23 protein-coding genes are annotated in these 23571 nt (G+C 51.9%); 5 read left to right on the forward strand and 18 right to left on the reverse strand.

Annotated elements, in window-relative coordinates:
• Positions 1-223 precede the first annotated feature (223 nt).
• Both HCN83_RS16895 and HCN83_RS16900 read right to left on the reverse strand, forming a co-directional pair.
• Positions 224-967 (reverse strand): class I SAM-dependent methyltransferase, encoded by a 744-nt coding sequence (locus HCN83_RS16895; RefSeq protein WP_205774729.1) that lies wholly within the window; start codon positions 965-967, stop codon positions 224-226.
• Positions 968-1111: 144 nt separating this feature from the next.
• Entirely contained in the window at positions 1112-1849 is a 738-nt protein-coding gene (locus tag HCN83_RS16900; protein ID WP_168009445.1) for a hypothetical protein, read from the reverse strand.
• A 240-nt stretch (positions 1850-2089) separates the two neighbouring features.
• Here HCN83_RS16900 and HCN83_RS16905 point away from each other — a divergent pair, with 240 nt between their 5' ends.
• The 3 genes from HCN83_RS16905 to HCN83_RS16915 all read left to right on the forward strand — a co-directional run bounded on the left by HCN83_RS16905 (position 2090) and on the right by HCN83_RS16915 (position 4026).
• Positions 2090-2773 (forward strand): ABC transporter permease subunit, encoded by a 684-nt coding sequence (locus tag HCN83_RS16905; RefSeq protein WP_168009447.1) that lies wholly within the window; start codon positions 2090-2092, stop codon positions 2771-2773.
• Positions 2770-3714: an ABC transporter ATP-binding protein gene (locus HCN83_RS16910; RefSeq protein WP_343033764.1), complete on the forward strand. Its 945-nt coding sequence runs from the start codon at positions 2770-2772 to the stop codon at positions 3712-3714. Before HCN83_RS16905 ends, HCN83_RS16910 begins: the two co-directional genes overlap by 4 nt.
• Before the next feature lie 90 nt (positions 3715-3804).
• Complete coding sequence (locus HCN83_RS16915) at positions 3805-4026, forward strand: hypothetical protein (protein WP_168009449.1); 222 nt, start codon at positions 3805-3807, stop codon at positions 4024-4026.
• Between the two features lie 112 nt (positions 4027-4138).
• Here the strand turns inward: HCN83_RS16915 and HCN83_RS16920 are convergent, their stop codons facing one another.
• From HCN83_RS16920 to HCN83_RS16935, 4 genes are read right to left on the reverse strand one after another with little or no spacing between them, the layout of a single operon-like run.
• Complete coding sequence (locus tag HCN83_RS16920) at positions 4139-4954, reverse strand: nucleotidyltransferase domain-containing protein (RefSeq protein WP_168009451.1); 816 nt, start codon at positions 4952-4954, stop codon at positions 4139-4141.
• Positions 4951-5889, reverse strand: coding sequence for a dimethylarginine dimethylaminohydrolase family protein (locus HCN83_RS16925; RefSeq protein WP_246238290.1), 939 nt, complete (start codon positions 5887-5889; stop codon positions 4951-4953). The genes HCN83_RS16920 and HCN83_RS16925 overlap by 4 nt, the downstream gene beginning before the upstream one ends.
• A 19-nt stretch (positions 5890-5908) precedes the next feature.
• Positions 5909-6472 carry a GNAT family N-acetyltransferase gene (locus HCN83_RS16930; protein ID WP_168009455.1) on the reverse strand — a complete coding sequence of 188 codons (564 nt, stop codon included), beginning with the start codon at positions 6470-6472 and terminating at the stop codon, positions 5909-5911.
• Positions 6432-7355, reverse strand: a complete 924-nt coding sequence (locus tag HCN83_RS16935; protein ID WP_168009457.1) for a S16 family serine protease — start codon at positions 7353-7355, stop codon at positions 6432-6434. Before HCN83_RS16935 ends, HCN83_RS16930 begins: the two co-directional genes overlap by 41 nt.
• 519 nt (positions 7356-7874) lie before the next feature.
• Between HCN83_RS16935 and HCN83_RS16940 the strand changes: the two genes are divergently transcribed.
• On the forward strand, positions 7875-9053 hold the full coding sequence (locus tag HCN83_RS16940; RefSeq protein WP_168009459.1) for a processed acidic surface protein: 1179 nt from the start codon (positions 7875-7877) through the stop codon (positions 9051-9053).
• A gap of 4 nt (positions 9054-9057) precedes the next feature.
• On the opposite strand, the gene HCN83_RS16945 is transcribed toward HCN83_RS16940, so the two are convergent.
• The 12 genes from HCN83_RS16945 to HCN83_RS17000 form a co-directional block, all read right to left on the reverse strand.
• A complete protein-coding gene (locus tag HCN83_RS16945; RefSeq protein ID WP_168009461.1) occupies positions 9058-9723 on the reverse strand; it encodes an SOS response-associated peptidase in 666 nt (221 codons plus the stop codon).
• Positions 9724-9736: 13 nt separating this feature from the next.
• Complete coding sequence (locus tag HCN83_RS16950; protein ID WP_168009463.1) at positions 9737-11257, reverse strand: NAD(P)H-hydrate dehydratase; 1521 nt, start codon at positions 11255-11257, stop codon at positions 9737-9739.
• 119 nt (positions 11258-11376) lie between these two features.
• On the reverse strand, positions 11377-13569 hold the full coding sequence (locus HCN83_RS16955) for an EAL domain-containing protein (protein ID WP_168009465.1): 2193 nt from the start codon (positions 13567-13569) through the stop codon (positions 11377-11379).
• Positions 13570-13609: 40 nt separating this feature from the next.
• Positions 13610-14041: an RDD family protein gene (locus HCN83_RS16960; protein ID WP_168009467.1), complete on the reverse strand. Its 432-nt coding sequence runs from the start codon at positions 14039-14041 to the stop codon at positions 13610-13612.
• 51 nt (positions 14042-14092) lie between these two features.
• Positions 14093-14485 carry a DUF3052 family protein gene (locus tag HCN83_RS16965; RefSeq protein WP_168009469.1) on the reverse strand — a complete coding sequence of 131 codons (393 nt, stop codon included), beginning with the start codon at positions 14483-14485 and terminating at the stop codon, positions 14093-14095.
• Positions 14478-14858, reverse strand: coding sequence for an ion channel (locus tag HCN83_RS16970; protein ID WP_168009471.1), 381 nt, complete (start codon positions 14856-14858; stop codon positions 14478-14480). The genes HCN83_RS16965 and HCN83_RS16970 overlap by 8 nt, the downstream gene beginning before the upstream one ends.
• A 121-nt stretch (positions 14859-14979) precedes the next feature.
• Positions 14980-17196 (reverse strand): alpha-galactosidase, encoded by a 2217-nt coding sequence (locus tag HCN83_RS16975; RefSeq protein ID WP_168009473.1) that lies wholly within the window; start codon positions 17194-17196, stop codon positions 14980-14982.
• Positions 17196-18020 (reverse strand): carbohydrate ABC transporter permease, encoded by an 825-nt coding sequence (locus HCN83_RS16980; RefSeq protein ID WP_168009475.1) that lies wholly within the window; start codon positions 18018-18020, stop codon positions 17196-17198. The genes HCN83_RS16975 and HCN83_RS16980 overlap by 1 nt, the downstream gene beginning before the upstream one ends.
• A complete protein-coding gene (locus HCN83_RS16985) occupies positions 18020-18880 on the reverse strand; it encodes a carbohydrate ABC transporter permease (protein WP_168009490.1) in 861 nt (286 codons plus the stop codon). The genes HCN83_RS16980 and HCN83_RS16985 overlap by 1 nt, the downstream gene beginning before the upstream one ends.
• 46 nt (positions 18881-18926) lie before the next feature.
• Entirely contained in the window at positions 18927-20150 is a 1224-nt protein-coding gene (locus HCN83_RS16990; RefSeq protein ID WP_168009477.1) for an ABC transporter substrate-binding protein, read from the reverse strand.
• Positions 20147-21217, reverse strand: a complete 1071-nt coding sequence (locus tag HCN83_RS16995; protein ID WP_168009479.1) for a LacI family DNA-binding transcriptional regulator — start codon at positions 21215-21217, stop codon at positions 20147-20149. The genes HCN83_RS16990 and HCN83_RS16995 overlap by 4 nt, the downstream gene beginning before the upstream one ends.
• A 483-nt stretch (positions 21218-21700) precedes the next feature.
• Complete coding sequence (locus tag HCN83_RS17000) at positions 21701-22117, reverse strand: hypothetical protein (protein WP_168009482.1); 417 nt, start codon at positions 22115-22117, stop codon at positions 21701-21703.
• Between the two features lie 258 nt (positions 22118-22375).
• Between HCN83_RS17000 and HCN83_RS17005 the strand changes: the two genes are divergently transcribed.
• Positions 22376-23200, forward strand: a complete 825-nt coding sequence (locus HCN83_RS17005; RefSeq protein ID WP_168009484.1) for an ABC transporter ATP-binding protein — start codon at positions 22376-22378, stop codon at positions 23198-23200.
• The last annotated feature ends 371 nt before the right edge of the window (positions 23201-23571 follow it).

Here is a 23571-nt window from a genome sequence, read left to right on the forward strand (position 1 = left end):
TCATAAGCGCGTTTGAAACGGGTCCACGAGAAGCAAAATGAGACACCGCTCTCCAGAACCCCGAAGGGAGCCGGCTCCAAAATCAACTGTCACTTTTCTCACCGTCTCTTTTCTTGACTGAAGACCAGAAAGTAACTTTCACCGCCGTAAAAGCAACAATCAGCCTCTCCCCTACACCAAAAAAAGCCGCTCATCCAATAAAGATGACCGGCTGCTGTTGCTCTTATGCCTTTACCGCTTCGACGGTGATGACCTCTGAAGCATCGACTGGCTTTTTGCCGTATTCATATCCTCCTGAAAAGATAATCTCTGAAAAGCCGGCTTCGCGCAGCATCAGTGCCGCTTCTTCAAGTCCGAGCCACCGCAGCGGAAACAGCTCCAGTTCTGTTTCGATGAGCTTGCCCTCTTTCCAGCGTTCGTAGCGGTTGCGGTCGATTGTTTTTTGATTCAGGTAATCGACTTCGACCGTCACAGACTCGAGCGTAATGCGTTCTTCTCCATCTTCCCACTCCCGAAAGCGGACGAGACCGGGCTCCGCACCCGTAAAAAGATACAAGTCCGCAATCAGCTTTCCGCCCGGCAGCAGACAGCCGGAAAGCTGCTGAAAGGCGCGCTGAATCATACCCGGTTCGTGGAGCAGCTGCAGCGTGCCAGCCGGAATGATTGCCGCCTGGTATTTACACGTTAGCTCTGCCGATTCCATCGTGCCTTCGAACAGCACCGGATCCAGTCCTCTCGCCTTCGCCTCTTTCCGGCACAGCTCCAGCATCGGAGCAGACGGATCGAATCCCTCTACTTCTATTCCCGCTTCCAATAATGGAATCATCATCCGCCCGCTTCCGCAGGCCGGTTCCAGTACCGGTCCAGCTGCATCCCGAAGCCGCTCTTTATAATACTCCACATCTCCAAACGAATGCCCGGCCGGCTTGTCCAGCACGTACACCCGCGATGACAGCGTTCCATACATCCGCCTCACCTCCACTGCAACATATACGACAGAAAAGGTCAGAATCCTTTATTATTCAAAGGAGTTTTCCAGAAAAAAAGAGCAGGTATTTTTTGTTTAATAAATAAAAACGACCGCTGTGGGGGCGGCCGGCCATACGCTGTTTTATTCATCGATCGGCGTAAGGGTGTAAGGAGTTCGAGCGTCAATCATATAATCATCAAACAGGAAAATAGATACTTCTTCGACTCCGTGGTCTGGCCGCGTACTTAAAATCAGGTTATATTCAAGTGATCCGGAGCCGCTGTAAACTGCAAAATTACTTCCGCTGCCTATTGGTTCCGCCAGATACCTTCCTGGTTCCATATCGATGCCTACGATCGCTGTTCCTGCCGGATAGCTGACCGGCTCTGCCTGCTTCGCTGTAATCGAGCTCCCGATGGCTTCAAGTTCTTCTTCTTTCGTTTCAATATCTGCCAGAAGCTTCTCTAATTCATCCGATTTCGCTTCCAGCTCCTGTTCGAGTTCGGCAAGATCTTCAGCCAACGCTTCTTCCTGATCTGCTTTTTGAGCATCGTAGTCCTCTTCCAATGCTTCAATATCTGCCTGAAGCTCTTCTTCCCGATCCAGCAGCTCTTCTGCCCGATCAATGTCCTCCTGCATGGCTTCCAGCTTTTCCTCTGAAACCGTCGTTTCCTCTCCCAGTTCCTCCAGCAGCGCTTCTTGTTCTTTCACTTGTTCCTGAAGTGACAGCGTCTGACCCTCCGCCGCGGCAGCTTCGCCTTCCATTTCCTGAATGAAATCGGTGATGTTCATGTAGGCGATCCTTTGCGTGCCAAAATTTTCTTCAGCTGTCATCGCTCCATTCATGTTGCCCCCAATCCAGACCAACACCAAAAGCACTGCGGCTGCAAATCGCTTAAACCCTTTGGAATGAATGAAACGTATGCTACCACCCCTTATATGAAATCCAAGGTGTCTGCTCGTGCTGTCTCTTTTATTATACCTCATTATAATTCTATATGCCTACGACTTTTATGCGCGAATTTTAGCAAAGCACCCGCAGCTTTCCTCATCTAAAAAGACATGCCTCCCCTAGTCTGCTATCATAGGCAATACCAGCTTTAGACAGGAGAGGTTTGCATGTGGACGATTTGTTTCCGAGAGTTTAGAGAGCTGATGTCCGGTTTCCGGCCGCTTTTGATTGCGGCCGTGCTGTTCGTCGTGTCCTATTATACGGCGCAGGCTGCTGAACTGATTCCGGATGGGATGGGCAACTTGTCCCAGGAGGAGGCGTATGTGGCCGGCATGCGCGCTGCGCTCTATGTATTCGGGTATTTGTTCGTTTTTACACTCTCGCACAACGTCGTTAATAAAGAGCTCGAAGCACGCACGATCCGCTTTCTTGTGACGAAAGCATCGCGCTCGGCTATTATTTACGGGAAAACGCTCGGCACCTTTTTGTTCTGGGCGCTGCTGCTGCTGCTAAACACGATTTTGATCAGCTACACGGCCGGAACGTTTTACCTGATCGATTATTTAGAATTTCTCGTGTTCATCTTTTACGGCGTGACCGCAGCCGTGCTGCTTTCCATCCTCATTCCGCGGTCGGCCTATACGATGTTTTTCGGCGTGCTTGCAGCTTTCGCTCTTCCAGCGCTTTCTTTCTGGTCGATGCTCAGTGAGGAATGGTACATTGCGTGGGTGAAATTTGTGACGCCTTACTACTACTTCCAGTTTGACTTGTTTTATATGGCAGTACCATTTGTGATTGGACTCTTATTTTATTCCGCTGCAGACCGGCTGTTTCAGAGGAGGGACGTATGATGCGGATTATCCGGACAGAAAATCTGATAAAATCATTTGGCCGCGAGCGCGTCGTGGACGGCATTTCGCTCGACGTGTATCAGGGGGAGCTCTTCGGCTTCCTCGGCCGGAACGGTGCCGGGAAATCGACCTTTATCAACCTCATCACCGACATCATGAAGCCGGACAGCGGAGACGTTTACTTGTTTGAAGAGAATTTCGGTATTGATGCCGTAAAAGACCGCATCGGAGTGCTCCCGGATTACTCCTCGTTTTATGACCAGCTCACCGGATTAAAGCACCTGCAGTTTTTCAGCCGGCTGAGCGGAAAGCCTGCTACCAAAAAGCGATCGCTTGAAGTACTGGAGCAGGTAGGACTGGAGGAGGCTGCCCGCTGGAAGGTCGGCACCTATTCCTTCGGGATGAAAAAGAAGCTCGGCGTGGCCCAGGCGCTGATTCATGACCCGGAGCTTCTTATTCTCGATGAACCGACGTCCGGGCTCGATGCCGAGTCCGTGATTCATATGCAAAAGCTCGTACAGGAGCTCAACCGAGAAGGAAAAACGATATTCATGACGTCGCATAACCTGCCGGAAGTGGAAAAAATCTGTTCGCGCATTGCTATCATGAAGGAAGGGACGATTGCGCTTGAAGGCTCGCTGAAGGAGCTTCAGCAGCAGTTCCAGGCGACCTTCATGGTCACGATTGATACAGGCACAACGCTCGGGGAAGAAGATAAAGCACGTATCAGCCGCGGGCTCGCTGAGAAAAAGCGGGGCGGGGCTTGGGAAGACGGACTCCTTCACGTGGAAACAGCGTCCGAGGATGCCATTCCCCTGCTCGTGCAGCAGCTCGTTCAGCTCCATGTACCGATTTACGGCGTCAGCGTGGAGCAGCCCTCCCTCGAGGATATCTTCCTTCACGAGCCGGAACAGGTATCCGATGACCTGTACAAAACATGACCATTTACTAAAAAATCATTATACAAGGTTGCCGTTCTGTGAATCGGGAATAGACTGATTACACGCTCTTGCGAAAGGCGGTGACCAGATATGAGCGCAAAATTAATGGCAATTCTGGTCGGCACAGCAGCGATTCTGCACCTGTTCGTCCGTGACTACCCGTTCGGCGGATTCGTGCAGACGCTGTTCGACTTATTCATACTCACCCTAGTAGCCGTAACAGTCGGCCGGCTCTTAATCGTCAAAATCGACAGGGAACGCAGCGAGCCCCCGGTAAAAAAACGCCAGAACTCACTGAAAGAGACGGATTAATTTCCGTCTCTTTTTCCTGTGCATCATTTGCATACTCCTGCTCGCCTACAGCCGATCAACTCCAATCTTGCAGCACCTGCCCCTTCTTAATCGGATGTTCCAGCTTTAGTAGTTATGATTCAATTGACCGGTCAATCATGCTGCAAATTTCCTCTGCCCAGTCTCGCTTTTCCGGCATATCCAGAGCAGTGCAGACCCGGCTGTGGACGCTTAGAAACATTGGAATAAACAATCTCGCCCGCTCCATCGGTTCTGTCAATCGGCCGAGAGCCTGCAGCTGCTTTTGTTCCATCTCCGTAAGGCGTGATCTTGGACCTTCCAGCTTGCTCCAATTTCCAAATCCATCCGGCATGTCTCCGCGACCCATGAGCCATCCAGCTGCTAGTGACCAGCTCAGCATGTCTGCACACTGCCGGGCATAATACTGCTCGTCCCGTTCTGTCCGGCGGCGGATTTCATGCAGGTAGGCAAACACCTTCCCGCGCCAACGCTCCACGTCTTCTGCCGAGGGCTCCCGCATCGTTCCGGCCGACTGCTCCTTGAGCGCTGCAAGTGTTTCGCCCGGATCATATACAACCCAGATCGACCGGAAGAACGGATCCGGCTTCAGCTCGGACTGCCGGTAGTAAAAGCAGTCGATTTTCACGAAGGAGCGGTAATGAATAATTGTATAGGGCAGATGCTTTCCCGGATCTTCATAAAATAAGACATTTCCCCACCGCTCCGGACGTACTTGTTTTTCGGCAATAAATGCTGAAAAAGACGCATCATCCACTACGATTCGTACGTCAATATCAGACCACGTATCGGTTTCCCCGGTGGCAACCGAGCCGCCGTAAAAGACACCGCGGACAGCTGCCTCCTGCATCAAATCGACCTCAAGCGCCCGGCAAAGCTGATCGCGAACTGCCTGCCGCTGATCAATCATAGCGGATCCCTTTTCAGAAAAGCAGTCGTACAGTGGACGGCTCCCCACCCCTGCATCAGCTCTCCCAGCTCGACTTCTGTAACGGTGATACCGGCGTTCTCATATACTTGTCTCGTGTTCGGACAGCCTGCCGGCATGAGGATATGGCCCGGCTCCAGCGCCACGACGTTTAAAGCCATTCCCTGCTTAATTTCGTCGATGTCTGTGACTTCAATCAGTTCGATGCCGAGCTCCTGCAGCTTTTGGGCGGTATCGTAGGCGAGATGCCACGGAAAGACGGCCAGCTTGTTACGATCAACCATATTCATGTACCCGTCCAGATGAATCGAGCCGTACGGGATCTGAGTGTGCAGAATCGTCTCTACGCCAATCGTTCTCAGTTCCGATTCCACCTGACGGATCCCCTCTTTGTTCGCACGGCTGCCGCTGCCGAGTAAGACCGTTTTCCGGTCGATCCACATCGCACACGCCCCTTCAAAAAACCCGCTGCCGTTGATCGTTTTGATGATCGGCACGCCCAGCTCTGCAAGCGTTCGTGCTACAGCCCGTTCTTCTCCGCGACGCGACGGAACGGCAGGCCGGGAAAGAATCGCTCCCTCCGGCGTCATCAGCATCAGGTCGCGCATAAACATTGCATTCGGTCTGTCCTGCCGCTGATGGCAGACGTAGTGTACTTCCACACCGTGATCCCGGTACACGTCCGCCATCGCATCATGCTCCGCACGGGCTTTTTCCGCATTGATCGCTCCGCGAAAGCGTACGTCTGCCGCAGTTTCATCGGTAATGCCGTCGATTTCCGGGCCCGGCCGGTGCATCAGCACAGCCCGCAGCTTGCCAACCTCCGAATCACAGTACCAGTCTCCCCAAAGCTCCTTCATTTCCTCTGCAAACGTCTTTTCGGACGGGAACCAGCGCTCCCCTTGCACCTTCACCATCATGTCTGCCTCCTTTTTGCTAATAAATCCGGTTCAAATAGTAAACCAGGTTGTCGGTCCATTCTCCAAACTCGTAAATGAAACGTTCACGCGTACATTCGTACTGCATTCCGACTCTCTCCGCCGTTCGGATCGAGGCTACGTTGTCCACGTTAATATGCGCTTCAATCCGGTGGTAGTCAAGCTCGGTGAAACCGATGTGCAGGGCATTCTGCAGCGCCTGGAAGCCGAAGCCTCTGCCCCAGTACTGGTTGTGAATCTGGTATCCGATCCGCCCCCACTGGTAGTCCCGGTCCAGCGTCGAAAAATCGACGGCTCCCAGGTGCCGGCCGTTCTCATGAAAGACGCCGTACACGTAGCTGCGGTCCTCTTCCGCAAGCTGCCGGTGCCGGGCGAGAATGCCCGCAAACCATTCGTCCGTGCAGACGGACATATCAAGCTGGCCCTCGTCGTGCCGGTGCTGTGACAGGTGCCGGCTGCTGTAGCTTTTGTACCAGGCAGAGAAATCCCGCTGCAAAAGCGGTCTCAGCGTCAAGCCGCCCCTACGGTGATCCGTTCGTCTGTCCGTTTTTTCCGTTTCCATTGATCACGTTCACCGCCTCTTCCAGTGCCTGGACGCCTTCGATCGTTACGCTCGCGCCGTGCTTTTCTTTTACGTACTGTGCTTCTGCTTTGTTTTCTTCAGGTACGATAAAGAGCGGGATTTGGTCCCGTTCTGCGATGAGCAGCTTTTCTTCGATCATGCTGACGGGGACGACGGTACCGTCTGGTTCGATCGCGCCGGTGACGCTGACGGGCTTATCTGCCTGCAGCAGTCCCTGCTCACTCATCCCCGTGAGTACGAGGGCAAGTCCGGCGCTGTTGCCGACGTAGAAATCCCGCTCAAAGAAGGCGTTCACCTCCGGGACATCCGCCTCCGGAAAAGTGGCGACAGCTTCCTGCATGTCGGCAAACTGGCTCCCCGGTCCGGGACCAAACAGCTCCATCAGGTTCCGGTTTTTGCTTCCGTAGCGGGTCATGTTTGTCGTTTCGTACGTATCGAACACATCGCTTCCCGAGGCCTCCACGCTCTCTACCGCAGCCTCTTCATCCAGAATGAACACGTCTGTCGTGCCGACCGCCATCACGTAAATATTAGAGCTGCCGGTCACGTCTTCCGGCTCCCGGTAGGTCGTCACCATGTGCGTGTGGCTTTCGTATTGTACGAGCGGCATCTCATACACGAGCAGGAGCGCGGTCCAGCCGATCGCAAACCCAGCCAGAAACACGACGGACGTATGCTGCCTGAAAGCGATCAGGACGAAAAGCCAAACGATGGTGCCGGCCAGCAGCCCGCCGTTCAAAAAGAACGCACCAACCGCCCCGCTCAAATAGCTCATAAGAAGCGGTATATACAAGGCCGCCGTCAGCAGTAGACTCATGCCGGCAAGCGTTGCTTTATGCGTCTGTTCCAGCTTCTCTGCCATCGCCCCGCCTCCCCGTTTCTACCGCTGCGCCAGTTCCCTCCGCATCATGCGGATCTGGCCGCGTGATTGATTTCGTCCTCTGCGACGTGCGTCCTGAAACGGGAGGCCGCCCTCCCATTCTCCTTCTGTATTCAGTCAGCTGTCACATTTTTGCTGCAGCGCCACGGACCATATGTCTTCAAGCTGCTGCAGGTAAACGTGCAGCGATTTACCGTGAAGCGTTTCCTGCCGGCGGGCGCCGGTCCAGCTCCTCGTGTGTAATGCCTTCCAGACCGGCAAGCATCAAGCCCCGCATCGTTTCCATAAACGTCATGAGCTCCCTATTTTCCTATCGCAGCCTGTCTGTGGTTCGAGCTTGCACTTCATCGGTCTCCCCCTCTTTTTTCCTGACTTACCTGTTTCTGCAGCTCCGTCTGAAAACCCTGCTGCCGGACCGTAAAAATAAAAAAAAGAAAAAGCTTCCTTTTTTCCAGAAAGAAGCATATGATCTTCTTATTACATAGCCAGGAGGAACGAACGATGAAACTAGGAATAGCCTTTCTGTTTTGCTTACTGCTGCTGCCTGCTGTTGCTTTTGCTGCTCCATCCGGCCCTGCTTTTGACAAGCTGTTGCAGGACGTCTCGATGACAGAGTCGGAGATGCGCGAGTATTTGCCGACATGGGGGCTTGAGCTGGAGGACTTTGAGGACGCGGAGGAGCTCCGGTCTTTTCTTGGCCCGGTTTTAACCGAAAGCGAGCTGGAGATGGTGCTGGCTGATTTTGAACTGACCGAAGCAGAGGCGCTGGAGCTGCTCGGCGTGGAGAGTCTGCTCGGCACATACCGTTTTACAGACGATGTATACAACGCTCTTTATGAAGCGACGCTTACCCCTATCACAGATGCCTCTCTGCAGGCGTTTCTGGAGGCTCGCGGCATGACGTATGAGGAATTAAAAGAGCTGCTGGAAGCAAACGACGATTCCCTTTCCTATTACGAGTTCATCGAAGACCTGGAATGGGCGGTGGACTTCTATGAGGGCTGGGAGGATTGGGACGAATCAGAAGATTTCTGGGACGCCGAATCACTCGCACTGTTTGAAGCAGTCGGCTTAACGCTTGATGAAATCGATGCGCTTCTTGATCATTTCTGGACGCTCCCGCTTGAGGACGAGGCATTCTGGGAAGAGCTTGATGCCATTGCAGCTGCGCTGGAGCGGTTTCCGATGAGCGACGATCCGGCTGACTTTACCGCGTCAGACCTGCTGGAGCTGTTCGATTTATTTCAGCGGGCACTGCAGCTGTTTGAGCTGGACACATCCTTCTACCTCGTGAAGGATGGCGAAAAAGTATCCTATTCGCTGGCTGACTTATTTTCAATGACGTCCACCGGCGGAGCGGATCTGCTGATTGAGCTGTACAACCTTGACGGCGTTTTTCTCGCCGACCTGCTGCTCAAGGCCGATCTGTTTCATGAAGAGCTCGGCAGCCAGGCCGGCGGCACGCTAAACGGACTGCAGGACCTGCAGGAGGTGCGCGAAGCAGCGCCGGCAGCACCGGTCCTTGAGGAGGCACCTCCTTCTCACGTCAAAGAAAAAGAAGCCGAACCCGCTGAAGGGGACCGGCTTCCAAACACAGCTTCTTCTTCTATCGTTTCGATGCTTCTCTTCCTGCTCCTCGCCGGAGCGGGTGGTGCAGCCTTCCGAAAGCGCGCTGCCTGATTGATTAACCGGCGGGCTCGATGCATTCCGGACCGTTATGTTTAGGGGAATTCACGATCTGCGGCACCCGGTAGGCTTCCATTTTCTCTGCCGGATAAGGCATGAACAGCCCGCGCAGCTGTTCTGTGTCCTGGACCGAGCGGTCGAGCCAGACGCTGCGGGCGGCTTCATCCAGAATGACCGGCATCCGGTCGTGAATGTCCGCCATCAGGCTGTTTGCTTCTGTCGTTAAAATTGTGCATGACTGCACGATGCTCCCGTCCGGAGCCTCCCATCTGTCCCAAAGACCGGCAAGCGACATCACCGGCTCTTCGGACAGGCGGATCCGGTACGGGAGCTTTTCGTTTTTCTCCCGCTTCCATTCGTAAAAGCTGTCTGCCGGAATGATACAGCGCCGCTTGTAAAACAGCTTTTTAAAGGACGGTTTCTCGTGCACCGTTTCTGAACGGGCATTGATCATCTTCCAACCGATTTTCTCATCCTTGGCAAAAGACGGAACCAGCCCCCAGCGAAGCTTGCCTGCCCGGTTCTTTTCCCCGTCGTGTACGATCGCCGTAATCTGCTGGGACGGGGCCGTATTGTAGCTTTGTTCGAGCTCGGGAACGTACTCCAGTCCATAGAGACGCATCAGCTCGTCTTCATCAATCAAAAATGTAAACCTGCCGCACATGGTTTCTCCCTCCTTACAATGCCTGTATGATGTCCCCGGCTGTCAGCGAACGGGGATGTGAATGAGCATAAGCGGCACGATCGCCTGCTTCTCCGTGAAGCCAGACGGCGCATACCGCTGCTGCTTCCGGTTCATAGCCCTGAGCGACGAGCGACGCCGTCATGCCGGCGAGTACATCACCGGTTCCACCGGTCGCCATACCCGGGTTGCCGGTCGTATTGATCACGGCCGTGCCGTCCGGCGTCGCCGTCACCGTCGCCGCTCCTTTTAAAACGATCGTAGCGTGGCGATCCCGGGCCAGGCGCTTTGCAGCTTCCACCCGGTCTGCCTGGACGCTCTTGATCGATTGCCCCGTAAGCCGCGCCATTTCACCCGGATGCGGCGTGAGAATCACAGGACGGTTCCGCTTCGGGAACTGTTCTCCGCTTCCCTCTGCGAGCATATTCAGCGCATCGGCATCGACGACGAGCGGACAGTCGGTTTCCTTCCAGATCTGCTCGAGCCATGCGGTATCCCCATCCCAGCGCCCGAGTCCCGGACCGATGGCCAGCACCGCTTTTCCTTCTGCCTGACTGATGACGTCATCCGCTGTGATGCTCGTCCAGTCTCCAGTTCCGTTGTCTGCAAGCGGCGCATACATGAGCTCCGGCTGCTTCCCCGCTGCAATCGGCAGCAGGGCATCCGGCATCGCCCATGTCGTCAGTCCTGCGCCCATTCGCAGGCACGCCGCTGCCGTCAGCAGGCCGGCCCCGTTCATCCGCCATGTGCCGGCTGCAATCAGCGCATGACCGTAGTTGCCTTTGTTCGCCTCCGCATCCCGCGCCGGGTAAAGACGGTTTCGGCCATACAGAGCTTCAATTGCCGCTTTTGTTCCAATGAACGTGCGCACGTCGTGGCGCGCGGCCTCATCTTCCGGAAGTCCGATCGTACAGACGCTCACCTTTCCGGCGCAGCCTTTTCCCGGATATTGCTCCAGTCCCCGCTTCGTGTAGGCAAGGGCAGCCGTCTGCACGGCTTCGATACAAGGAGTGCCGACGCTCCCGGTATCTGCATCCAGACCGCTCGGAATATCAAGTGCGGTGATCGGGAGACCTGAGCCGTTCGCTGCCTCAATCCAGGAAGCATACGGTTCTCTCGGATCACCGGAGGCCCCGGTGCCGAGCATGGCGTCCACGATCCCGTCATACGCCTGCCAGTTTACTCGTTCTTCTTCATCGAGAAAGCGGATCGGATAGGCTTCTGCAATCGTGCGCTGCGTCTGTCCGTCTCCGTTCAAGGCGCCTTCCCCTTCCGGATAGACGACATCCGCTTCGTGTCCCGCTTCGGCGAGGTGCCTCGCCATCACGACTCCATCCCCGCCGTTGTTGCCTTTTCCCGCTATAATCAGCCACCGTTTTGGTGTTTTATCCTGCTCAAGCAGCAGGCTGGCGGCGCTTCTGCCGGCGTTTTCCATTAAAACGAGTCCTGGAATGCCAATCGTGTTAATCGCGTACTGATCAATGCGGCGCATTTCTTCCCGCGTCAGTGCAAACATGCCTCATTCCTCCCTCACCTTGTACTGCTCTCTTTATTCCCGCTTCCGGCTTTTTCCATGCAGCTGATCGATAAACAGCCCGCCAGCTGCCTGACGGGCCTTCCTTGTATTCGGCGTGACTACGCCATTCTTTCCATTTCAGCCATCACCCAGCAGCTGTAGTCCTCCAGCAGCTGCAGATCCTTGTCGGTAAACGTGTGCGGCCTGGCATCGACGACACAGAGTGTTCCGACAGCCTGACCTCCCTCTGTAAGCAGCGGAACCCCGGCATAAAACCGTACGCCGTAGTTCACGACGTTCGGATGATTGGCATACGCAGCATCCTCGCGCGTGTCCGGAATAACGAGCGGCTGCTTCCGGTCGACGACGAACGTGCAGAGCGTTTCTTCTCTAGGAGTTCCAAACCGTACAGCAGGATCCTCGTGAGGCACGCCTTCGATCGCTTTGACATACTGCCTGTTTTCATCAATGAGGGCGATGAAGCTGATCGGCATCTGAAACGTCCGCTGCACGGCGCGTACGATCCGGTCATACTTTTCCTCAAAGGTTGTCGTACTGACCTGCAGCGCCCGGTAAGCCTCCAGCCGGGCCGTTTCTGCTTCTGCTGTTCCGGGAACCGGTTCCGGGGGCTGCTGCAGGCGCTCGCGGCTTCGTTCGACTGCCACGGCTAGCTCTGCTGCAGGGACAGGACGTGATAAGTAGTAGCCCTGCATTTCACCGCAGCCCAGGCGCTCCAGCGTGCGCAGCTGAATCTCGGTTTCCACTCCTTCGGCTGTCACATCCAGATGAAGCCGCTCAGCCAGAGACAGGATAAACATCACGATGTCATAGCCGCGCCGGTCCATCTGTTCATCAATCTCCTGTACGAACGACTGATCGATTTTTATCCCGTCCAGATCAAGCTCCTTTAAATAATTAAGCGAGGAATAGCTGACGCCAAAGTCATCGATCACGACACGAAAGCCGAGATCGCGGAGGTAGCGGACGATATTACGGCCATTCTCCGCATCATCGACCAGCGTCTGCTCTGTCATTTCCAGTTCGAATTTATTCGGAGACTCCCCGCACCGTTCAAGCACGGCGATGACCGATCGCAGTACAGCCGGACGGTTAAACAGCTTCGTGGAAATATTGACAGCCGTACGCCCTTCGGAAAACAGCTCCGGATACGTCTGCATATCACGGCAGACACGCTCCAGAACAAAGCTTGTTACTTCTTCGATGAGCGCGCTTTTTTCCGCGACAGGAATAAAGACAGAGGGAGGCACGGTGCCAAGCTTTGGCGAGTGCCAGCGGGCAAGCGCTTCGAACTGCACCATTCCCGTTTCCGGCTGCAGCTTGGGCTGGTAGTACACCTCAAGCTCCTTATGCCGAACGGCGCGAATCAGTTCTACTTCCACATACAGCTCGTCCAGACGCTTTTCTGTCGTTGCATTTCCGCCGTAAAAACAAATCTCTCCGGGCCCCGCCTGTTTGGCGTCCATCATCGCCGTACAGGCATTGGCAATCATCATGCTCGCGTTCTCCGACATCAAAGCGGCTCCAATACACGCTGAAAGCGAAATTTCCATTCCGTCGACTTCATACGTATGGGATTCAATCACCTGCAGCACGTCTTTGGCCGCCGTCTCCGCTTCTTCATGACTGGACGGTGCCAGAACAGCAATAAATTCATCGCCGTCGACTCTTCCAAACACGCTTCCCTCAGGCAGAACCTGTCCGATGCCGGCAGCAAGCTTCTGGAGCATCTCGTTTCCTTTTTCCATTCCGAGCAGCTCGTTTAAAAGGCGGAAGCGGTCCAGGTTTATGTACACGACCACGACTTCCCCGCGCTCCAGACGCTCCATCCGCTGATGCAGCTCGCCCTTTACCCGGATTAAACTCGGCAGCTTCGTCAAGTAATCGATATTCTCCATTGAGGACAAAAGCTCCGTGCGGGAATGTTCCGACATATCACTCGTCATGCTCAGCACGTAGCAGACGTTCCCTTCATCGTCCTCGATTGGCATCAAAATAGACGTTGCATAGGAAGCCACGTTCGTTACGTTGTTCATCTTGTCCGAATAAAAGACCGGCTCCTTCTGCTCCCGTGCACGGTCGTACTGGCTTTGCAGTGATTCGGCAATATCGGACGGGTACATGTCCCTAATCGTACGTCCGCGGTAATTGTCCGGCAGGGAGCCGAGCGTGATGCCGTCCGGTGTCACTGCTTCATAGACATAGTCAGCTCCCTCCACTTTCATCAGAAATACCATTCGGTAAAGCCTGCTGAAAAATTGAAACAAGTAGTGTGGATCTGCGTGCACCAGCATGCGTTTTCATCCTCTCTCGAACCTCTCATGCTTTTATCGGCTATTCCGCGCTTTTTTTCATCGCCGGCGAATCGTGCGTCACGTACGTTCCTGCGATGAAATCGTGTACCGCGCGCCGGTCTTTACGCACGAGTACCATAATGATACTTGCAAGCAGCGCGATACCGAGCGTCAAGGCGTACACAATGCCAGCTCCGAAGACGCGCATCAGCATTGTACCGAAGCCGACTTTCCTGCCGTCTACTCTGGCAATGCGGATGCCAAGGGCATATTTGCCGACAGAATAGCCGTACCATAGTGCCGGCACGACTACAGCATAAACCGCCTGCAATATGTTCTGGATCAGATCACCCGCCGTGAATTCCTGATAGACAATAAAGCTGATCATCACCCAGACTACGGTAATTAGCAAGCCGTCAACGATATTGGCTCCGAGTCTCGACAAAAATCCTGCTGGTCTCGAAACTGTCACAGTACCATCTCCTTCTGCTGCTTCTTTACCCTCATCCTCCGCCGTTCAAGCTCATTTCCATTCGCGCGCCGGCCGGAAGCGGAGTGCAGACCAGTCCTCATCGATAGCAATTTGCCGGACTACTTTAAACTCCTTTTCCTCCATGCTGCTCCAGCCTTGATCGCGGCTGATGTCTGTCTTGTATGTCTTCGACGATTTTTTCGGATACATCACCCAGAATATACCGTCTTCGGCCAGTTTTTCTTCTGCAAGCACTGCTGCTTCCTCAATCTCTTCTTCTGTCTTTACGAAGCTCAGAATCACTTCATACGCCTGCTTTTCCGGCATCTCATCCAGCGTATCTGCCGGTGCCTCCTGCAGCACATCGCGAAACGCCTCCGGTGCGTTTATGATGAACCAGCTTTTCCGTTCCTTTACCTGTAGTTTTTTCCACACGTCACTCATCGTCTTCCTCCTCTTTTGCAAGCCGCCTTGCTTTTCTCTCAGCCTTGTGCCGCAGCCTTGGAAGCTCCATGTAGTATAAAATTTTTGCAGCAAACGCGACGATTAAACCAACCCCTGTCAGGATGTAAATAATCGTAAAGATCTTTCCAAAGTCGGTCTGCGGGGTGAAGTCTCCATAGCCGACCGTCGCGAGCGTGATCACACTGAAATAAAGCGCATCGAGTATCGACAGCCCTTCCACATTGCTGTAAAACATCGTGCCGGAAATCAACACCGCGACCGTAAGCGACAGCAGGACCTGAAACTCCGGCTCTTTTAGTCCCCTCAAGGTGGCCATCACCATGCGGCGAAGTGTTAACAGAAATGAAATCACAACGTGTCCCCCTTCCGGTTCCATTTAAACAACCTTCGCCGTTTCACGATAAAAGTCCTTTCTGTTTTTCCACGATTAAAAAAGAACCGCACCCTGTTGTACGGGTGCGGTCTGCTGCAGCTTACGTTACTTTTTCCAGCTTCCAGAGAAAGCTCTGAAAGTCGCTTGTGATCATCGGGATATCGAGCCCGGTATACATGAGCTCATCCCCGCCGAACGTCTGATCCAGATCGACGACACGGTAGTCGGCATCCGGGTCAAGGCCGTCCAGGCGGACGCGGATGAAAGGGGCATTGGCGTCTGCGAGCCGGTGCATGTAAAGAAATACCGCTTCCGACTTATCCGCATTGGTCCGGAGTACAGCGTAGCTTTCTCCGTCATACGGACTCTCAAGCCGGTAGAGCTCCCCGAACTGCATCAGCGGGCGCAGTTCCTTGTAGCGGGCCGTCTGGCGGCTCACTTCTGCTTTTTCCTCCGCGGTGAATGTCGTCGGATCGAGCTCATAGCCGAGGTTCATGTCCATCGCCATATGCCCGCGCGTCTGAAGCGGCGTCGTGCGGCCGACCTGATGATTCGGAACGGCAGAGACGTGAGAGCCCATCGCAGACGGCGGATAGACGAGACTTGTGCCGTAATGAATGCGTGTGCGGCTTACTGCATCGGTATTGTCACTCGTCCACGCCTGCGGCATGTAGTAGAGCATGCCCGGATCAAAGCGTCCACCGCCGCCAGCACAGCTTTCAAACAGAATCTCCGGAAACCGGGACGTGATCGTTTCCATCACTTCGTACACCCCGAGCATATAGCGGTGCGCGGTTTCTTTTTGCCGGTGAGCCGGAAGCAGCCTGGAGGAAGCCTCGGTCATGTTGCGGTTCATGTCCCATTTGACGTAGCTGACGGGACTTTCCTCCAGCACTTTCGTCAATCGTTCCACAATATAGCTGCGGACGTCCGGGTTGCCGTAATCCAGTACGAGCTGGTTGCGTGATTCGGAGCGGCGCCGTCCGGGCACGTGCAGGCACCAGTCCGGGTGGCTGCGATACAGCTCACTGTCAGCCGACACCATCTCCGGCTCCATCCATAGTCCGAAGCGAAGGCCTTTCGAGGTGATCTTTTCTGCGGCTCCTTTTAAGCCGTTCGGCAGCTTCTTCGTATCCGGATACCAGTCCCCGAGCGACGTCGTATCATCATTTCGCCTGCCGAACCAGCCGTCATCAAGTACGAACAGCTCAATGCCTGCCTCCGCCGCCTCGTCTGCGATTGCCAGGAGCTTCTGTTCGTCGAAATCAAAGTACGTCGCTTCCCAGTTGTTGATCAGAATCGGCCGCTCTTCGCTTTTCCAACGGCCGCGGATCAGCCGCTCGTTGTAAAGACGGTGGTACGTGCGCGACATCGGTCCAAGACCCGCACTGGAGTAGACCATAACGACTTCCGGGGTTTGAAAAGAGTTTCCCGGGGTGACCTCCCAGGAGAAATCGAGCGTTCCAAGTCCGAGCTGGACGCGGCTGGTGGAAAACTGATCAACCTCTACTGCCCCGCGCCAGCTGCCGCTGTAAACGAAGCTGAATCCGTATACGTCCCCGTTCGTCTCCGTCGCGTCCGGAGATACGAGCGCAAAGAACGGATTGAGCTGATGGCTGCTGGCCCCACGGCGGCTTTCCAGCACCGTGCTGCCGTGCCGGACGGGTCCGCGCTCCACGTCACGCTCCCGGTTATGAGCTCCGTAAAGGGAAATCAGCTCCCAGTCCGCCGAACGGAAATCGACGTTGGCCGACGTCAGCTTTTCCACGGTAAACGCTTCGTCGCCCTCGTTGACGACCCGCACCGATCGTGTCAGTACGTCGTAGTCGGGAAACACGACGTAATCGAGGTAAAGGCTTACCTGCTTCAGCTCATCGTACAGCTGAATCGTGAGCGTTTCCGCTTCTACTTCCTGTTCAGTATACACATGCGGCAGCCCTTCCAGCTTGCGGCGTCCCTGCTTTACCTCATAGCTTTTGTAACGAAACTCCGATACCGACGCCCCGTCTTCCCAGCGGAAATGAAAGGCCGGATCGCGGAAATCTGTACTCCCGTAGGAAGGGTACTCTAGCGGGGCTGTATCCAGTGAAAACGTCCGATCATTCTTATCCGTATTTCCCGAAAAGCCGCGGTCCGCATAGCGCACTGGTGCACTTTCATTCCAGCGGCGCACCGCCTTTCCCCAGTACAAGTGTGCCAGCCAGCCGCCGTTGACAACCCCCATCACGTAGCTTGTAGAAGGCGTTTTTAAGTGAAAGTGATGGTTTTCCTCATCTACAAAGATAGCTGTTTGCTTGTCATTTGCGTCAAATGTCATTATGATTTAATCGCTCCTTGTGTAACCCCACTGATAATCCATCGCTGCAAGAAAATGTACAGAAGCAGCATTGGCAGTAATGCCATAAGATAGGAAGAAAAGGCAAGGTTATAATTTGTTCCGAATTGAGATTGAAATACATACTGGACAAGCGGCAGCGTATGATCTGCACGGTCTCCAAGAATAACGAGCGGAAGCAGAAAGTCATTCCAGGCCCATAAGGCTGTTAATATTGCCACCGTAGCGTTGATCGGTGCCAAAATCGGGAAAATAATTCGCCAGAATACGCCCCAGCGAGAACAACCATCCACAATAGCGGCCTCTTCCAGCTCTTTCGGAATCGTTTTAATATAGCCAGTATACAGGAAAACATTAAATGCCAGACCATAAACGATATAAAGAAGTACAAGACCGTTTAAATTCATGAGCCCTATTGCACTCATTTGGTTAACAATCGGCAGCATAATAATCGGAAATGGTACAAACATTGCGCTCACAAAATAATAAAACAGCACTCTGTACGTTTTTTTATGCATATTTCGTGCAATCGCATAAGCGACCAATGAGTTAGATAATACAGTCAGAACGACTGTTAACAAGGTAACATACAGACTGTTTCCAAGCGCATTGAAAAAGTTTGTCATTTCGATGGCACGTAAAAAGTTATCAATGTTAAATGATGATGGAAGAGCTAAGATAGATTGGGCTGTTTCCTGCGGGGTCTTAAACGCATTGACAACTGTAATGTATAAAGGAAACAGGATAAAGATCGTGCCGAAAATTAACAGAATGGTGACAGGCCAGTTGTAGCGCTTCGATTCCATTACATCTGCACCTCCCGCTTCTGCAAAATCCGAATTTGAAAGATAGAAACCGTTACAATGATTACGAAATAAATAACCGCATTAGCCGATTGAAGAGCGAACTGACCACCAGCAAATCCATCTTGATAAATAAGCAGGGAAATTGACTGCGTTGCTCTTCCTGGGCCACCGCCTGTCATGGCGACAATGTGGTCAAACACCATCAGAAAATTCTTCATAGCAAGCACCATGTTGATCGTAAAAAAAGGTGCAATAAGCGGAAAAGTGATTTTCCAGAATTCCTGCCATTTATTAGCTCCATCAAGACTGGAGGCTTCATACAAATCTTGTGAAATAGTAGAGAGCCCTGCCAAATACAGAATAGTATTAAATGCAGCAGCCTGCCATACAGCTACAATAACAATCGCAATCCAGGCATAGTCACGGCTTCCTAGAATGCTTGTCGTGAGGGCAGTGATACCAAGACTGTCCGCAATTCCCGGAATATACACCGCAAAAATGAAATTAAAAATAAAGCCGACAATTAATATGCTTAAAATATTCGGCATGAAGTAAACAGCTCGCAGCGTTTTATGAAACTTTATTTTTGCATTGAGCCCGAGTGCGATAATCAGACTGATTATATTTACAAGAACAGTAGATACGATTGCAAACTGAAACGTAAAGAAATATGCATTGTATGCTCTGCTGTCATTAAAGATGCTGATGTAATTTTGAAATCCGACAAAGTTCCAGTCGCCGAAGCCGCGATAATCGGTGAAGCTGTAAAAAATCCCTTGGAGGACCGGCAGCGTATGAAAGCTGAAAAATAAAATCAGTGCCGGCAGGATCATTACAGCATAGGCAGATGGCTTGCGCATCGTTAATCGGTTGGAAGAAGAGGGGGAAGGTACTCCCCCTCTTCTTTTAGTTGTCTGAAAGCCGTTCATATTCTTCATCCAATTCAGACAGCAGGTCCTCCAGCGTGCCATCAAGCAAATAATCTTGGAACATTACATCTATTTCAAAGCCTTGCGGATAATAATGATCAGCAAAAGAGGTAATTTGTTCGTTATCAAAATAAATTTGCAATTCCTGAAGCGATTCATCTTGCTGCTCTGCTCCTTCTACAGCTGAGAACATACGCTGGCCATCCAAATACAGCTCAATATTTTCTGGATCAAGCAGAAAATCTACAAACTGCTGAGCTTCCTCAGGATGTTCGGTATCTTCTCCAATCATCAGTGCCACATCTACCCCCGATACAACATCATTGCTTCCTTCCTCATCTGCAGCCGGAAGTCCAAACACACCGAGCTCCATATCCGGATTTGCTTCAAGAATTTCACCAATAGCCCAGACTCCCTGCATATACATCACAGATTCTCCATTAGCGAAAGCCGTGTTACCAATGTTATAGTCGTGACCAAATACATCATTATCTGCATACTGAAGAAGTTCTTCTAGTTTTTCTGCGATTTCCCCGTATTCTTCACTGAAAGATGTCTCTCCCGCTTCAAGTCTTTCAAAAAACTCTTCTCCATGTATATTAGATGCAAGTGCATTCAATGGTGGCAGGATTGTCCAGGATTCTCCGTAAGTAGAGTAAAACGGCGTTTCTCCCGCAGACTCAATCTCTTCTGCCAGTGCAATAAATTCGTCCCACGTTTCCGGAACCTCCAGTCCTAGTTCATCAAATTTTTCTTTGTTATAGATGACTCCATTTGCATTTACCGTATGCGGGAGGGCATAAAGCTCGTCAGTACCTGTCAGTCGCTTCAGCATCTCTTCGTATTCATCCAATATTCCCTCTGTATTCGCATCACCGGTCATATCCTTAAACATTCCCGAGTCGCCAATGTCTCCGAACGTTGCACCGCCATTAATCGTCAACACATCGGGAATATCATTTTGCGTAAGGCGTGAAAGCAGGACTGTATCGGCATCCGGTACGTTATTTTGTTCAATCGTAATCCCCGGATTCTCTTCTTCAAACCTGGCAATCAGCTGATCAAACTCCCCGACAGCCTCACCTTTAAATTGGAAAAACTCCAGCTCTACTGTATCACCGCTTCCGTCAGCATTGCCTCCGCATGCAGCTAAAATCGCTATTACACTTGCCAGGCTGCTTACTAATACTGTTTTTTTCATGATATTTCCTCCCCTTCGGAATGTTTTTTGCGCCAGCCGCACGAATCACGAATCACCATTTCTGTCGGAACAATAACTTGTAGCGGAACGTCCCGCCCCTCGATCCGATTTCGAAGCAGGTGTGCTGCTGTTCTTCCCATTTGTGTACTATGCAATTTTGTCGTTGTAAGCGGCGGTGTGACATAACTCGCATACTCAATATCGTCTACACTGACAATTGCTGTATCTCTTGGAACTTTTAGACCTTTCTCATGAAGCGCTCTTATTGCTCCTAGTGCCATTGGATCACTGGCAATGAAAAATGCTTCTGGAAGAGTTTCCTGCCGTAGCGCTTCACGCATAAGTTGATAGCCTGCATAGGAGTTCCAATCACCTATCTCATCATTACCTAAATAAACAAGATCCTCCTCATAAAGCTGTCGATCCTTCATGTAACGAATATAATGAGCAAGCCTTTCGTCTACTGCCTGCTTTTCTGTGCCATTCGTGCGTTGTGTAAATTCTCTTCCTCCAATGAATCCAATTCTTCGATGACCAAGTGTCAATAAATGATTTAATACATTCTCTGATGCCTGCGCAAGATCAGAGGTAACAGAATCAAATCTGGATTTGTCCGGATTCTGATCAACAAACACAATATTTTTACCGGGATATAAGGAAGCGATATCATCTGCTACAGATTTCCCGATAACAATAATTCCATCCAGCTCATGCAGCTTCTCCTCACCCGTTCTTCTCCGCAATCTGATAGTCTGGACAATGCGCATATCCAGCTCGTATGCCTGCTCTTCAATACCGTCAATGATTTCTTTGAAATATGGATCTTCCTTGTCATCCTCTGTGTTATTCCACGTAAGAATTCCAATCTTCCACGTTCGGATTGTTTTTTTCACATACTGTTTTCGACTGCGCTGACGAAGAGGTTTATAGTCCAGCTTTTTTGCTACCTCCAGTACTCGCTGCCTTGTTTCATCCAGTACCACAATAGACTGATCATTATTTAATATACGAGAAACGGTAGCAATAGACACGTGTGCTTCTTTTGCTACTTCTTTTATTGTCGCCAAGTAAAAACACCTCCTCTTTCACTAAAATCTTATTTTCGATATATGTAGATTAGCACCGTGTATTCGCTTTCAAAAGTGTAATTCCGGTAAAACATCGGTAAAATTTATGTTTTTTAATAAAATTATGCTTTTATTTTACCTTTATTTTTACCGATAAAATAACGAATTTTACTTTGTTTTTTTCATAGAGTCTTTTATGAAGAACCAAAACAACAGAATATTTTACATTTTTTAGATCTCTATAATCTTTTAAACTTTATGGTCTCTGCCAATCCTTCTTGCGTAACGTTGAGAATGTCCGGTTAAGTTTTATATTAGTACCACAAACGCTGGAGGCTCTTGATAAGTTCACGATTACTTTTACAAAGACATCCATAAATTAAAAAGAAGCTTCCGATCAAGGGGGCGGAAGCCAGTTGAAGAGGTTGTAAATTAATATGTTCTTTTCTTAAACAAACTACGTACGAGACATGCTTGAATCCATCACATTGGCTGACTTTTCCACGGTGCTTCGGCGTGCAGCAGTGTTTTAAAATCCTGCTCCGGATCGAAGGCAAGCCGGCGCAAATGTGCTTCGACGCGGCGCTTCAAAATCGGGGCCATGATGCAGTGGCTGAATTCATAGCCCCGGCACCTGCTTTTGTAGCGTACCTCTTTTTTCGTCGGCTTTGCACTTTCCCAGATTTTCATATCTGCTCCGCGCAGCTCTTTTCGCAGTTCATTCAAAAAGACGCCGTTGCGGCTTTCCAGCTTAAAAAACCAGTCTTCATACACATCTGCAAACTTCAGCTTGGAGGTCCGGATGTACTCCCGGTCGTGTTCAAGCGACCGCTTTGCCCAGACGCTGTCGACATAGCGGAAAAATAAGATCTTTTCGTAATCGTCCATGAGTGCTTTCATCGCAGCTCACCCTCGCACATGAGAATATATGTTCCCATTACCATAGCATGACTAACGGAAACCTGACAAGACGGGCTTTCGATGTTTTGTTGGCAAACAGAGCACCTGAATCCGCTTCTGTTACCTGCTCCCGCCGTTCCTGAATTTATTTTTTCGGGAAGGCAATTGACTTTTCCAATCGCGCATACTATGATAAAGCTATTGTGACACTGATAATCATTCTCAAATAAACAGACAATAGAAAGGATTGACATGCTCATGCCTTCCATGCATGCAGAACATATACGGGTTGGCTACGGCGACAAGCCGATCATCAACGATTTGACGGTGTCGATTCCAGCCGGCAAGGTAACGACGATCATCGGACCGAACGGCTGTGGAAAATCGACGTTTCTGAAAACGTGTACGCGCCTTCTGGCAGCGTCTTCCGGGTCGGTGTATCTGGACGGAGCCGCGGTGTCGAAAATTCCGACGAAGGAGCTTGCCCGCAGCATGGCGATCCTGCCGCAGACGCAGAACAGCGCGGCTGGCCTCACCGTTTATGAACTCGTTTCCTACGGCCGCTTCCCATATCAGCGCGGCTTCGGACGCCTGAGCCGGGAAGACCGCCGCATGATTGAGGAAGCAATGGAGATGACCGGCACAAGTGCTTTCGCAGACAAGCCGGTCGACGGATTGTCCGGCGGGCAGCGGCAGCGGGTCTGGATCGCAATGGCGCTCGCCCAGAATACGGAGCTCATTTTTCTTGATGAACCGACGACCTACCTGGATATGGCGCATCAGCTTGAGGTGCTCGAACTTCTGCAGCGCCTGAACCGGCTTGAAAATCGTACGATCGTCATGGTGCTGCATGACCTGAATCAGGCCGCCCGCTTTTCGGACTACTTAATTGCGATGAAAGACGGCGATGTCCGTTCACACGGGAGCGCTCAGGACATTATGCAGCCGCACGTGCTGCGCGACGTCTTTTCCATTGAGGCTGTGATCGGAAAAGATCCCGTAACGGGAACACCGATGTGCATGAGCTACCAGCTCGCCTGCCCGGAAAAGCAGCACGTTCTTCACCCTTCTGCAAATGGATAATCGTATGCACACTTTCCTGAAAAACGGGTCCCCTGCCCGTTTTTTCTTATGAGAATAAATGTACAGACTCCCTGCTGCAAGCTATTCTCCGGATTCAAGCTGCACATCAGGTTTAACGCCGCTGGAACAATACTGAAACGAAACACAGGAATCACCAAAAGCAACACAGAGCCTCATTCACGCCGCTAATGTCCCGTACAGTAGAACAGAAAAAAGCAGCTCCGGCCATATCAGGCCGGAGCTGCCAGAGTGTGGATAAAGTCATTTTAAGTGAATAACGTTGCATCTGCCTGTATCTGCGGACGCTCGCTTTCCGGAGGGAACGGCCTCAGCTAACCGATTCCTCCTGCTGTCGGAAGCGCTGGATCTTC

This window comes from Alkalicoccus luteus, assembly GCF_012034335.1.
In the GTDB taxonomy this organism is placed as follows: Bacteria; Bacillota; Bacilli; order Bacillales; family Salisediminibacteriaceae; genus Alkalicoccus; species Alkalicoccus luteus_A.